Consider the following 12,990-nt stretch of genomic DNA (forward strand, 5'->3'; position numbering starts at 1 on the left):
GCCCACATACGTCGCGCCAAAATCGCCGTAGCGTCCCCAGTGCAACTGCTAACGATCGGAATCAACCACCACACCGCGCCTGTCGCCCTGCGCGAGCGCGTGGCGTTTCCGCTCGAACAGATCAAGCCGGCGCTGTCGACGTTCAAGGACATCTTCCTTGGCCGCACCGCCCGTACGGCGCCGGAAGCAGCGATTCTGTCCACCTGCAACCGCACCGAACTCTACTGCGCGACGGACGATCAGGCCGCCCGCGAAGCCGCGATCCACTGGCTGTCCAGATACCACCACATCGCCGTCGACGAACTCGCGCCGCACGTGTACGCGCTGCCGCAGTCGGAAGCCGTGCGCCACGCGTTCCGCGTCGCGTCCGGGCTGGATTCGATGGTGCTGGGCGAGACGCAGATCGTCGGCCAGATGAAGGATGCGGTGCGCACGGCCTCGGAAGCCGGCGCGCTCGGCACGTATCTGAACCAGTTGTTCCAGCGCACCTTCGCCGTCGCGAAGGAAGTCCGCACGACGACTGAAATCGGGGCGCAATCGGTTTCAATGGCCGCCGCTGCCGTGCGCCTCGCGCAGCGTATTTTCGACAAGGTGTCGAATCAGCGCGTGCTGTTCATCGGCGCGGGCGAAATGATCGAACTGTGCGCGACGCACTTTGCCGCGCAACAGCCGCGTGAACTGGTCGTCGCGAACCGTACGGCCGAGCGCGGCCAGCGTCTGGCCGAAAGCTTCAACGGCCGCGCGATCCCGTTGTCCGAACTGCCCACGCGCATGCACGAGTTCGACATCATCGTGTCGTGCACGGCGTCGACGCTGCCTATCATCGGTCTTGGTGCGGTCGAGCGCGCGGTGAAGGCACGTCGTCACCGCCCCATTTTCATGGTCGATCTCGCGGTGCCGCGCGACATCGAACCGGAAGTCGGCCAGCTCGAAGACGTATTTCTTTACACCGTCGACGACCTCGGCGCGATCGTCCGCGAAGGCAATGCGTCGCGGCAAGCCGCTGTCGCGCAGGCCGAAACGATCATCGAAACGCGCGTGCAGAATTTCATGCAGTGGCTCGACGCGCGCAGCATCGTGCCCGTCATCCGCCACATGCATACGCAGGCCGACGCGCTGCGCCGCGCCGAAGTCGAAAAGGCGCAAAAGATGCTCGCGCGCGGCGACGATCCCGCCGCCGTGCTCGAAGCGCTGTCGCAGGCGCTCACCAACAAGCTGATCCACGGTCCGACGCACGCGCTCAATCGCGCCAGCAGCGACGAACGCGATTCGCTCATCGAACTGATGAGCGGTTTCTACAAGCACGCACACTCTTCTTCCGAGCGTTAGCGGCGCTTCATGCCGTAGCGTCGCGCGGGCCACCGACCAGGCCCGCCCGGTGCTTCATCTCATTGTCCGGGGCGTTCGTCCCGGGTTATCGTCCCGATTCCCCGAATCCAGCCGTTTTTTCCGGACCCCGCTCCGACCGACCGCCCCAATGAAAACGAGCATGCAAGCCAAGCTCGACCAGCTCACTACCCGGCTGGCCGAACTGAATGACCTGTTGAGCCGCCAGGACATCACGTCGAACATCGAGCAATACCGCAAGCTCACGCGCGAACACGCGGAATTGCAGCCGGTTGTCGAGCATTACGGCCTGTGGCGTCAGTCGATGAACGACGCGGCGACCGCGCAGGAACTGCTGTCGGATGCGTCGATGAAGGATTTCGCCGAAGAGGAAATCCGCGCGTCGCGCGACCGGATGGAAACGCTCGAAGGCGAGCTGCAAAAAATGCTGCTGCCGAAAGACCCGAACGACGACCGCAACATCTTCCTGGAAATCCGTGCAGGCACGGGCGGCGACGAATCGGCGCTGTTCGCGGGCGATCTGCTGCGCATGTATCTGCGCTACGCGGAGCGCAACCGCTGGCAGGTCGAAATGATGTCGGCGAGCGAATCGGATCTGGGCGGCTACAAGGAAGTGATCGTGCGGATCGCGGGCGATGCGGCGTATTCGAAGCTGAAGTTCGAGTCGGGCGGACACCGCGTGCAGCGCGTGCCGGCGACGGAAACGCAGGGCCGCATCCACACGTCGGCGTGCACGGTGGCGGTGATGCCGGAAGCGGATGAAATCGGCGAAGTCGAAATCAATCCCGCCGATCTGCGCATCGACACGTTTCGCGCGTCCGGCGCGGGCGGTCAGCACATCAACAAGACGGATTCCGCCGTGCGCGTGACGCACTTGCCGACGGGTATCGTCGTTGAGTGCCAGGACGACCGTTCGCAGCACAAGAACAAGGATCGCGCGCTGAAAGTGCTCGCCGCGCGCATCAAGGACAAGCAGTATCACGAGCAGCACGCGAAGGAAGCCGCGACGCGCAAGAGCCTGATCGGCTCGGGCGACCGCTCGGAGCGCATCCGCACGTACAACTTTCCGCAAGGCCGTCTCACCGATCACCGGATCAACCTGACGCTGTATCGCCTCGAATCGATTATGGAAGGCGATCTCGACGAGCTGATCGCGGCGCTCGTGTCGGAGCATCAGGCTGAATTGCTCGCGTCGCTCGGCGACGCGGACTGAGCGGCGCGTATGGATACCGTCGCCACTTTGTTGCGTGCGTCGCCGCTGCCCGCGCTCGAAGCGCGCATTTTGCTCGGACACGCGCTGGGCTGGCGTCGTACCGAGCTGATCACCCGCGCCGATAATCCGCTCGATCCCGTCCAGGCGTCAGCCTTTCGCGATCTGGAAGCGCGGCGCCTAGCGGGCGAGCCGGTCGCGCAACTGATCGGATCGCGTGAATTCTTCGGGCTCGAATTCGAAGTCACGCGCGATGTGCTGATTCCGCGCCCCGAAACCGAATTGCTGGTCGAAACAGCGGTGCAGGCGCTCGAAGGCCGCGCGATGCGCCCGCGCGTGCTCGATCTCGGCACGGGGACGGGCGCGATTGCGGTATCGATCGCGTGGTCGCGGCCGGACGCGCGCGTCTGGGCCGTCGACCGTTCGACCGAAGCACTGGCCGTCGCTCAACGCAATGCCGTGAAGCTGCTCGAACCGAAGCGTCCCGGCGGCGAGCTGCAATTCGCGCAAAGCGACTGGTACGCCGCGCTCGACGCATCGCTCACGTTCGACGTGATCGTCAGCAATCCGCCGTACATCGCGAATGGCGATCCGCATCTGTCGCAAGGCGATCTGCGCTTCGAGCCGCGCGGCGCGCTCACCGACGAAGCCGACGGGCTCTCGGCGATCCGCGCGATCGTCGCGGGCGCGCCGTCGCGGCTCGTGCCGAACGGCGTGCTGTGGATGGAACACGGTTACGATCAGGCCGAAGCCGTCCGCGAAATCCTGACAGCGCAAGGTTTCGCCGATGTCCGTTCCGAGTGCGATCTGGCCGATATCGAGCGCATCAGCGGCGGGCGCTGGCCTGGCTGACACCCTGCGATAGCGCACGCGGCGCGCAAAGCCAGCCGCCGGTCGGTATCAGAGAAATCCGCTATCATTTCACTCTATCCCTTACACACACCGGAACCGCAAGGTCAGTCATGGACACGCAACAACGCATCAAGCAAATCGTCGACGAAAATCCCGTCGTGCTCTTCATGAAAGGCAACGCGCAATTCCCGATGTGCGGCTTCTCGGGCCGCGCAGTGCAGATCCTGAAGGCATGTGGCGTCGACCAGTTCAAGACGGTCAACGTCCTCGAAGACGACGCCGTGCGCCAGGGCATCAAGGAATTCTCGAACTGGCCGACCATTCCGCAGCTGTACGTGAACGGTGAGTTCGTCGGCGGCTCGGACATCATGATGGAGATGTATCAGTCGGGCGAACTGCAGCAGCTCTTCGCTGCTGCCTGAGGCACGTAACGGAGCCGCGCAACACGGCGCCGCACGTCATGGAAACACGCGCTGCGGCGCCTCGCCGTCTCATCATCGCCATCACCGGAGCAACGGGCGCCATCTACGGCGTGCGGTTGCTCCAGACGCTGCGCAAACTCGGCGGCGTCGAAAGCCATCTGCTGATTTCCAGCGCAGGGTGGCTCAATATCCAGCACGAACTCCAATTGTCGCGTGAAGACGTTCATCCGCTCGCGGATGTCGTTCATTCCGTGCGCGACGTCGGCGCGAGCATCGCGTCCGGATCGTTCGCGACGGACGGCATGATCATCGCGCCCTGCTCCATGAAAACGCTCGCGAGCGTCGCACACGGTCTCTCCGATAACCTCATCACGCGCGCCGCCGATGTCACGCTGAAAGAGCGCCGGCGCCTCGTGCTGATGGTTCGCGAAACGCCGTTCAACCTCGCACATCTGCGCAACATGACGGCCGTGACCGAAATGGGCGGTGTGATTTTTCCGCCGCTGCCGGCTTTCTACAACCGGCCGGAAACAATCGATCAGCTAGTCGACGATACCGTCGCGCGCATGCTGGATCTGTTTGCGCTTGGGCCAGCGCTGGCGCCAGCGTGGCAAGGGTTGAACAGTCCGTCGAAGTAAATCGCGCCACTGATTCACAACTGGTGCGAGGCAATCAAATCCCAGTTACGCCGTTTATCAAATGGCAGTGTGGCCTTATATTGGCATCAACGAAACCCTTACGGCCCGCACCGCCATGACCCGCTTGCCCTCCCTCTTCCTGTCGCACGGCGCTCCGACGCTGCCTATCGATCCGTCGATGCCGCGCGCCGAATTCGCTTCGCTGTCGGCTGAAGTGCCGCGTCCGAAGGCGATTCTGATGCTGTCCGCGCACTGGATGACGCTGCAACCCGCCGCCAGCACATCGGAAGCGCCCGAGACGATCCACGACTTTTACGGCTTTCCGCGTCAGTTGTACGAAATCCAGTATCCGGCGCCGGGTGCGCCCGATGTCGCGCGCCGCGCTGCCGCGCTGCTTGGTGAGCACGGCATTCCCACGGCGACGCAACCGCACGGTCTCGACCACGGCGCGTGGGTGCCGATGCTGCTGATGTTCCCGCACGCCGACGTGCCGGTCGCGCAACTGTCGATCCAGCCGAAGCTCGATCCTGCGCATCATTTCCGCGTAGGCCGCGCACTGCGTCCGCTGCAGGACGAAGGCGTGATGATCGTCGGTTCGGGACAGATCACGCACAACCTGCGCGAAGCGGATTTCTCGGCACGGCCGGAAGACGCCGATCCGCGCGTGACCGAATTCACCGACTGGTTCGAGGCGCGTCTCGCGGACCACGATATCGATGCGCTGCTCGATTACCGGCGTCAGGCGCCGCACGCCGCGTTCATGCATCCGACCGACGAACATCTGTTGCCCGTATTCGCCGCGCTCGGCGCTGCGCCGGATAACTACAAGCTCGGCATTCAGTCGCTCGGAACGTTCCAGCGCTCTCTGGCGATGACGAACTACGTGTTCGGCAACGCGTAAGCGCGCTCGGCGCGACGGACGAAAAAAAAGCCCGCCAGAATCTGGCGGGCTTTTTTGTTGATCAAGCGTCGATCGATCAGGCGCCGATACCTTCGAGAATCTCGTCGTGCGATTCACGCTCGTTCAGATACTCGGTGCGATAGCCCGTATGCACGCCCCAGTAATAGAAGATCAGCGAGAACACGATCACGACCACCATGTCCCAGCCATACGGCAACACGCCAAGGCCGCCGAACTGCTTGCTGCCGATCAGCGACAGAATCGCCATGACAGGCAGATACGCAACCAGCCACCACGCCGCCTTCAGATCCTGGTTGAATCCCGCGAAACCCGACTTCGCCTGGAAGTAGAAGAACACCGGCAGCGCCACGATCATCAGCAGGATGATCTCGCCCGTCAGCGGCCATTTCGCCCAGTACAGGATCAGCGACGCGCACACGAACGCGAACGGCGCGATCACGCTCATGCCGCCAATGCGCAGCGGACGCTCGATATCGGTCGCCGCGCGACGCAGCGCCATCAGGCTGATCGGGCCCGTCAGATACGAGATCACCGTCGCCACCGAAATCACCGCCGCCAGCGAACTCCAGCCACGGAAGAAGAACAGGAAGATGAACGACACGAACAGGTTGAACCACATCGCCGGACGCGGCACGCCGTACAGCGGATGCACGCTGCCGAACATCTTCGGCATCGTGTTGTTGCGCTCCATCGCGTAGATCATGCGCGTCGTGGTCGCCATATAAGTCGTGCCCGTGCCGCTCGGGCTCACGAACGCATCGACGTATAGCAGGATCGCCAGCCAGTTCAGGTTCAGCGCGATCGCCAGCTCCGCGAACGGCGACTTGAAGTTGAACTGGCTCCAGCCCTTGACCACATCCGCCGGGTTCACTGCGCCGATGTACGCGATCTGCAGCAGCACGTAGATCACCAGCGCCAGCAGGATCGAACCGATCACCGCAAACGGCACGCTCTTCGCCGGATTGCGCGCTTCACCCGCGAGGTTGATCGGACTCTGGAAGCCGTTGAACGCAAACACGATGCCGCTCGTCGCCACCGCCGTCAGCACCGCCGACCAGCCATACGGCGCGAACACGCCCGTCCCGCCAAAGCTGTCGCCGAGGTTTTCCTTGTGGAAGCCGCTCATCATCAGGCCGAGAATCGTCAGGCCGGGGATGATGAACTTGAAGATCGTGATGGCCGTGTTGGCGCGCGCGAACACCTTCACGCCCCAGTAGTTCAACAGGAAGTAGATCACCACGAGCACCGCGGAGAGCAGCAAGCCGGGTGTGGTCAACTCGCTGTTGATGAACAGGTTATGCGCCCATTCATACGGCCATGTGCTCATGTACTGGATCGACGCTTCGGCCTCGATCGGAATCACCGATACGATCGCAATCCAGTTCGCCCACGCGCTGATGAAGCCCACCAGCGCGCCGTGCGAGTAGCGTGCGTAGCGCACCATGCCGCCCGACTCCGGGAACATCGCGCCGAGTTCGGCATAGGTCAGCGCGATCGCAAGAATCACCACTGCGCCGATCACCCACGCGCACAGCGCCGCAGGACCCGCGATCTTGGCCGCCTTCCAGGCGCCGAACAGCCAGCCCGACCCGATGATCGAGCCGAGGCCCGTCAGCATCAGCGCGAATGGGCCGATATGCCGTTGAATAGAACTTTTCACGTCTTCTCCTATATCTGAAAGCACGCCGCTGCCGCGGCCATGAGACATGGCGGAAGTCATAGGAAAGACTAGGGCATACGGCGGGCGGTCGCGAGCGCGATTGCGGGTTTCCCCAGGTGCAACCGGTCGCGCGCGGGGCGTAGTTTAACGGTTGCACCGACCGATTGCAGTCAAAATACACTTGCGCCCTACAAAAAAATCGAACAAATAGCAAGCTTTGTAAGCCGTTTCACGCATAAATATCCCCCGTCTATATGAGGATTTAAAGATTACGGTTGACCTTCTCTCGAAATCCCCGTATAAAGATCGGGCAGGATTTCAAGCGGCGAGTGAATTGGTCTTTCGTAGTTCGCCCATCAACGGTACTCCGGTTGGTCCCATTACCCTTCCTTGATTTTCATGCACACTCGGGCTTCGGCCTTATTCACCATTTTTAGGAAAAAGTAATATGGAAACCGGTACCGTCAAGTGGTTCAATGACGCAAAGGGCTTTGGCTTCATCACCCCGGACGCTGGCGGCGAAGATCTGTTCGCGCATTTCTCGGAAATCCGCGTTGAAGGCTTCAAGACGCTCCAAGAAAACCAAAAGGTTAGCTACGACGTCAAGACGGGTCCGAAGGGCAAGCAAGCGGCTAACATCAAGCCGGTCTAAGCTTCGCTTCCTCTGGAACGCAAAAACCCCGCTTCGGCGGGGTTTTTTGTTTTTGCGCCAAACGATTTGTCGGCGCGAAATCTGAATTCTTTACCGGAATACGCGTTGCGCGTGAATGCCCAACCCGGTTGCAACGCTTGCGAGCCGGTCGCCGAATACGGGACGCGCATCGGGAAACGCCGCCGCCAGCGCGCCTGACAGGAATGCCAAACCCGTCGACCCGCCCGTGAAGTACAGCGCATCCACCTCGCGCGGCGCGACGCCCGCGCGTTGCACGGTATCGCGTGCGGCCTGAACGATGCGTTGCGTCTCGTCCTTGCCGGCTGCGACCAGTTGCGCCTCATCGAACGCAAGGCGCAAATCTTCCTCGATAAGTTCCAGATCGATCAGCGTCTCGCCGCCTGCCGCCACGCCGATCTTCGCTTCTTCCGCGTGCGCCGCGAGCGCATGGCCAAAACGCTGCTCGACGACGCGCATCAGCCGGTCGTGATGTCGCGTGTCCGAATAGAGGTGCCGCATCAAGCCGAGTTCGGAAACGCGCTTCGGCGTGTAGATCGTGTTGATCAGGTGCCAGGTGGCGAGATCGAAGTAAATACGGTTCGGCACCTCGCGCCCTTCCGGATCGAGCGACTGATAGCCGAGTTCGCGCAGAATCGTCGCAAGTTCGACGCGCCGGTCGAAATCCGTTCCGGCAACGTGCACGCCGTGGTGCGCGAGCACGTCTTCCTTGCGCTCGATGCGCTTCATCCGCTCCGGGCCGACGCGCACCAGCGAGAAGTCCGACGTACCGCCGCCGATGTCCGCCACCAGCACCAGCCCTTCCTGCGTGAGATGCGCTTCGTAATCGAACGCGGCTGCGATCGGCTCGTACTGGAAGTGGATTTCGTTCAGTCCGACCGAGCGCGCCGCCGCTTCGAGCTGGTTCTGAGCCAGTTGATCGGCGCGCGGATCGTCGTCGACGAAAAACACCGGGCGCCCGAGCACCGCGCGATTGATCGCTGTGCCCGCCGTCTGCTCGGCGCAGCGCTTCAGATGCGTGACGAAGATTGCGATCACGTCGGTGTACTTGATCGCCGAGCCGTCGCCGAGATCGGTCGTGTTGTCCGCGAGCGCCGAGCCGAGAATGCTCTTCATCGAGCGCATCAGCCGGCCGTCGAAGCCGTCGACATACGACTCGAGCGCCGCACGCCCGTAGGCGCGCGTGTTTTCGTCGGTGTTGAAGAAGACGGCCGTGGGCAGCGTCGTGTAGGCGCCTTCGACGGGCGCCAGTTTCAGCTGCGCCTGACCGCCCGGCGAGCCGCCGACAGGAACGGCAACCGCCGAATTAGACGTGCCGAAATCGATCGCGCAATAGGTCATGGCAGGTTTCGCCGTTCGCGCTGGCGCGCACAGAAAGAGGACGGGCTTTGTAACATGAAAGCAGTGACACCATCAACCGGCAGCATCCCGCACGCCGCAGCGTCGGGGAATGTAGCTTGCTTTGTCGGAAGATCGCGCCGGATTCGAAATAATCCGACAGGATACGCTGTTCGACGTCCGGCTTACAAAGGCCTCCAAAAACTCGTCCATTCACGGGTTCGTTCGCCTGGGAGACTCGATGCAGGAACCTTCCGCCGCCTCGGTTCGCGCTGAACCGGTTGCCATTGTCGAAACCGATTTGCCGTCGCGGCTCGACCGCTTGCCGTGGGGTCGCTTCCATACGCTGATTGTCGTCGCGCTCGGCGTCACGTGGCTGCTCGACGGGCTGGAGGTGACGCTCGCGGGATCGGTGGCGAGCGCGCTGAAGTCGAGCGGCGTGCTGCGCTTCTCTAATGCGGACGTCGGGCTGGCGGGCAGCGCGTATATCGCCGGCGCGGTGCTGGGTGCGCTCGGTTTCGGCTGGCTCACAGACCGTCTCGGCCGACGCAAGCTGTTCTTCATCACCCTCGCGCTCTATCTCGCCGCGACGGCGGCGACGGCGTTCTCGTGGAATCTCGCGAGCTTTCTGGTGTTCCGCTTCCTGACGGGCGCGGGCATCGGCGGCGAGTACACCGCGATCAACTCGACTATCCAGGAATTCACGCCCGCCCGCGTGCGCGGCCACACCGATCTCGCGATCAACGGCACGTTCTGGGTCGGCGCGGCGCTCGGCGCGATCGGCTCGCTGGTACTGCTCGAACCGCATCTGCTGCCCGGCGACTGGGGCTGGCGCGCGTGCTTCTTCATCGGCGCGGTGCTCGCGCTGGGAATCCTGCCGATGCGCGTCTGGATACCCGAAAGTCCGCGCTGGCTGCTCACGCATGGCGAAGAAAAGGAGGCGCGCGAGATCGTCGAAGGTATCGAGGCACGCTTTCGCGCGGAAAACTATACGCTTCCCGATGACGCACTCAAAGTTCTGCGCCTGCGCGCCCGCGAGCGCACGACCCTGCGCGAGGTCTTCCATACGCTCTTCACGCTGCATCGGCGCCGCGCGCTCGTCGGGCTGTCGCTGATGACCGCGCAGGCGTTCTTCTACAACGCGATTTTCTTCACCTACGCGCTTGTCCTGACCGACTTCTATCACGTGCCGGGCGACCACGTCGGCTGGTACATCCTGCCGTTTGCGCTCGGCAATTTCGCGGGGCCGCTGCTGATCGGCAGACTGTTCGACGTGATCGGCCGGCGCAAGATGATCGCCTCGACCTACGCGATATCCGCGCTTCTGCTGACGGTGAGCGGTTATCTGTTCGAGCAGCAGTTGCTCACCGTGACGACGCAGACGATTGCCTGGATGGTCATTTTCTTCTTTGCGTCAGCGGCGGCGAGTTCGGCCTATCTGACTGTCAGCGAATCGTTCCCGCTCGAAATCCGCGCGCTCGCGATAGCGGTGTTTTACGCGTTCGGGACAGCGCTGGGCGGTATTGCGGGACCGGCGTTCTTCGGCCGGTTGATCGACACGCAGCAGCGCAGCGAAGTGTTTTCCGGCTATCTGGTCGGCTCGGCGCTGATGCTGGCCGCGGCGGTGATCGCGGCGATCTGGGGTGTGGACGCGGAGCGGCGCTCGCTGGAAAGTGTCGCCGCGCCGCTTTCCGCCATCGACGAAGAGTGATCATGCAATGAAAAACGCGGCCCATTGGGCCGCGTCGTCATTTCGTCAATTCAGGCGCTGACGGAACTTCAGAATGCCTTTTTCCACGCGCCCGCGAATGCGATATCGCCGAGCGGCACGCGTGTGCGGACTGCCTTCTCGCGTTCGCGCAGCACCGGGTCGAGCTTGTCGATATCGCCATAGTGGCCGAGCGAAATCATCGCGATCACTTCGACGTCGTCGGGCACTGCGAATGCCTTGCGGAACGCGTTGACGTCGAAACCGCTCATCTGATGCGCGGCGAGTCCAAGCGCATGCGCCTGCAACACCAGCGACAGCGCCGCTGCGCCCGCATCGTACGGTGCGCAACGATTGATTTCGCCCTTCGAGGTCAGCGTATGCGCCGTCACGCAGATCAGCACCGGCGAATTCACATTCCAGCCCTGGTTGAACGGCACGAGCGTGTCGAACGCTTTCTTGAACGAAACTTCGTCCGTCGTGCGGTCGAACACCATGAAGCGCCACGGCTGCAGGTTGTACGACGAAGGTGCCCAGCGCGCCGCCTCGAGCACCGCGTGCAGCTGCTCGCGGCTCACGGGCTGGTTCGAGTACGCACGCGGGCTCCAGCGGCCGGCAATCAGGTCATGAACGGGAACGTCGGTGGGTGCGGGTTTGGTGGTCATGCGCATCTCTCGGTCGAAATCCATGATCGGCGGGCAGTAGAGCCCGAGGGGTGACTAGCATAACCCGAGCCGGTCACATCGCGCGTTGCAGGTCGCGCAGATGTGAATCGGAAAGGCGCATAACAAAAGCGCGTCGGGGCTTTTCAGCCGCGACGCGCTCAGCGTAAGTTGGAACGTTGACGGAATTCAGACGGCTTGCGCCGCGACGCTCCGCTCGCCGCGATTGATCCGCAGCACGATGATCGACGCGATGATGCACAGCCCGCCCGAAATCATCGATGCGATCGTGTAAGTACCGAGGCTCGCGCGCAACATGCCCGCGCCGAGCGCTGCAAACGCGGCGCCAAGCTGGTGGCCCGCCACGACCCAGCCGAACACCACGGGCGCCTTATCCTTGCCATACACATCGGTAGCGAGGCGTACGGTCGGCGGCACCGTCGCGATCCAGTCGAGGCCGTAGAACACGGCAAACAGCGGCAAACCGAAGAAGTCGATGCCGAACGCGTGCGGCAGATACATCAGCGACAGACCGCGCAGCCCGTAGTACCAGAACAGCAGCACCCGCGCGTTGAACCGGTCCGAGAGCCAGCCCGACAGCGTCGTACCGAACAGATCGAAAATACCCATCGCCGCGAGCAGCGACGCGCCCTGCACTTCCGTCATGCCATAGTCGCCGCACATCGCGATCAGGTGCGTGCCGACGTAGCCATTCGTACTCGCGCCGCAGATGAAGAAGCTGAAGAACAGCAGCCAGAAGTCGCGTGTCTTGCTCGCCATCGCCAGCGTGCCGAATGCGATCGCGAGCGGATTCTGCTTGCTCATGTCGGATTTGACGGGTGCGTCGGCAGGTTCGCCGAACGGGCGCAGCGCCATGTCGGCGGGACGCTCCGGCAGCAGGAACGCAACCAGCGGCAGCACGACAGCGGCCGCGACCGCGACCGTCCAGACAACAGGCCGCCAGCCGTGATGCTGCGCGATCGCCGCGAGCAGCGGCAGGAACACCAGTTGGCCCGTCGCCGAACTGGCGGTCAGAATGCCCATCACGAGGCCACGGTGCGTCGTGAACCAGCGGTTCACGACCGTTGCCGACAGCGTCAGCGCCGCCACGCCCGTCGCACCGCCGACCACCACGCCCCACACGAGAATCATCTGCCACGGATGCGTCATCAGCGACGACAGCGCGACGCCCGCCGCCATCGCGCCAAGCGCCGTCAGGATGGTCGGACGCACACCGAAACGCTGCATCGCCGCCGCCGCGAACGGCCCCATCAACCCGTACAGCGCGATGTTCACCGAAATAGCCAGCGAAATCGTCGCGCGGCTCCAGCCGAAGTCGTGCTCGAGCGGCACCATCATCACGCTCGGCGTCGCGCGCGTGCCGGCCGCCGCGAGCAACACCAGAAACACCACCGCCACGGCCAGCCAGCCGTAGTGGAAGCGCCCACCAATCATTCTTGCTGCCCAGTTCATCGGTTCTCCAAGGGGTTGCGTGACGGCTGCCGGGTGTCGCGATGCCAGCCGCATCTGATTTTTACCAACTTCGTAAAGGTGTTGTGAC

At 63.1% G+C, this 12,990-nt stretch carries 12 protein-coding genes; 8 read left to right on the forward strand and 4 right to left on the reverse strand.

Features of this window, described 5'->3' with window-relative positions; all coding sequences use genetic code 11:
* The first annotated feature begins 39 nt into the window (after nt 1-39).
* From hemA to G3O01_RS27155, 6 genes are all read left to right on the forward strand, one after another.
* The gene (gene hemA, locus G3O01_RS27130) at nt 40-1,329 is read left to right on the forward strand and encodes a glutamyl-tRNA reductase (protein ID WP_205809719.1); all 1,290 of its coding nucleotides are present in this window, start codon (nt 40-42) and stop codon (nt 1,327-1,329) included.
* A gap of 148 nt (nt 1,330-1,477) precedes the next feature.
* Nucleotides 1,478-2,560, forward strand: a complete 1,083-nt coding sequence (gene prfA, locus G3O01_RS27135; RefSeq protein WP_205809720.1) for a peptide chain release factor 1 — start codon at nt 1,478-1,480, stop codon at nt 2,558-2,560.
* Between the two features lie 9 nt (nt 2,561-2,569).
* Nucleotides 2,570-3,409, forward strand: coding sequence for a peptide chain release factor N(5)-glutamine methyltransferase (prmC, locus tag G3O01_RS27140; RefSeq protein WP_205809721.1), 840 nt, complete (start codon nt 2,570-2,572; stop codon nt 3,407-3,409).
* A gap of 110 nt (nt 3,410-3,519) precedes the next feature.
* The gene (gene grxD / locus G3O01_RS27145) at nt 3,520-3,831 is read left to right on the forward strand and encodes a Grx4 family monothiol glutaredoxin (protein WP_054918684.1); all 312 of its coding nucleotides are present in this window, start codon (nt 3,520-3,522) and stop codon (nt 3,829-3,831) included.
* Nucleotides 3,832-3,869: 38 nt separating this feature from the next.
* On the forward strand, nt 3,870-4,469 hold the full coding sequence (locus tag G3O01_RS27150; RefSeq protein WP_205809722.1) for a UbiX family flavin prenyltransferase: 600 nt from the start codon (nt 3,870-3,872) through the stop codon (nt 4,467-4,469).
* 115 nt (nt 4,470-4,584) lie between these two features.
* On the forward strand, nt 4,585-5,370 hold the full coding sequence (locus tag G3O01_RS27155) for a class III extradiol ring-cleavage dioxygenase (protein ID WP_205809723.1): 786 nt from the start codon (nt 4,585-4,587) through the stop codon (nt 5,368-5,370).
* Between the two features lie 76 nt (nt 5,371-5,446).
* Here the strand turns inward: G3O01_RS27155 and G3O01_RS27160 are convergent, their stop codons facing one another.
* A complete protein-coding gene (locus G3O01_RS27160) occupies nt 5,447-7,051 on the reverse strand; it encodes an APC family permease (RefSeq protein WP_205809724.1) in 1,605 nt (534 codons plus the stop codon).
* 448 nt (nt 7,052-7,499) lie between these two features.
* Between G3O01_RS27160 and G3O01_RS27165 the strand changes: the two genes are divergently transcribed.
* Nucleotides 7,500-7,703 carry a cold-shock protein gene (locus G3O01_RS27165; protein ID WP_109478255.1) on the forward strand — a complete coding sequence of 68 codons (204 nt, stop codon included), beginning with the start codon at nt 7,500-7,502 and terminating at the stop codon, nt 7,701-7,703.
* 90 nt (nt 7,704-7,793) lie between these two features.
* Here G3O01_RS27165 and G3O01_RS27170 read toward each other — a convergent pair whose 3' ends face one another.
* On the reverse strand, nt 7,794-9,062 hold the full coding sequence (locus G3O01_RS27170) for an Hsp70 family protein (RefSeq protein ID WP_205809725.1): 1,269 nt from the start codon (nt 9,060-9,062) through the stop codon (nt 7,794-7,796).
* A 238-nt stretch (nt 9,063-9,300) separates the two neighbouring features.
* Here G3O01_RS27170 and G3O01_RS27175 point away from each other — a divergent pair, with 238 nt between their 5' ends.
* The gene (locus G3O01_RS27175) at nt 9,301-10,770 is read left to right on the forward strand and encodes an MFS transporter (RefSeq protein ID WP_205809726.1); all 1,470 of its coding nucleotides are present in this window, start codon (nt 9,301-9,303) and stop codon (nt 10,768-10,770) included.
* Between the two features lie 68 nt (nt 10,771-10,838).
* On the opposite strand, the gene G3O01_RS27180 is transcribed toward G3O01_RS27175, so the two are convergent.
* Both G3O01_RS27180 and G3O01_RS27185 read right to left on the reverse strand, forming a co-directional pair.
* Complete coding sequence (locus G3O01_RS27180) at nt 10,839-11,432, reverse strand: nitroreductase family protein (protein ID WP_205809727.1); 594 nt, start codon at nt 11,430-11,432, stop codon at nt 10,839-10,841.
* 186 nt (nt 11,433-11,618) lie between these two features.
* The gene (locus tag G3O01_RS27185) at nt 11,619-12,902 is read right to left on the reverse strand and encodes an MFS transporter (protein WP_205809728.1); all 1,284 of its coding nucleotides are present in this window, start codon (nt 12,900-12,902) and stop codon (nt 11,619-11,621) included.
* Nucleotides 12,903-12,990: the final 88 nt, after the last annotated feature.

This window comes from Burkholderia sp. Ac-20365, assembly GCF_017104715.1.
GTDB lineage: Bacteria > Pseudomonadota > Gammaproteobacteria > Burkholderiales > Burkholderiaceae > Paraburkholderia.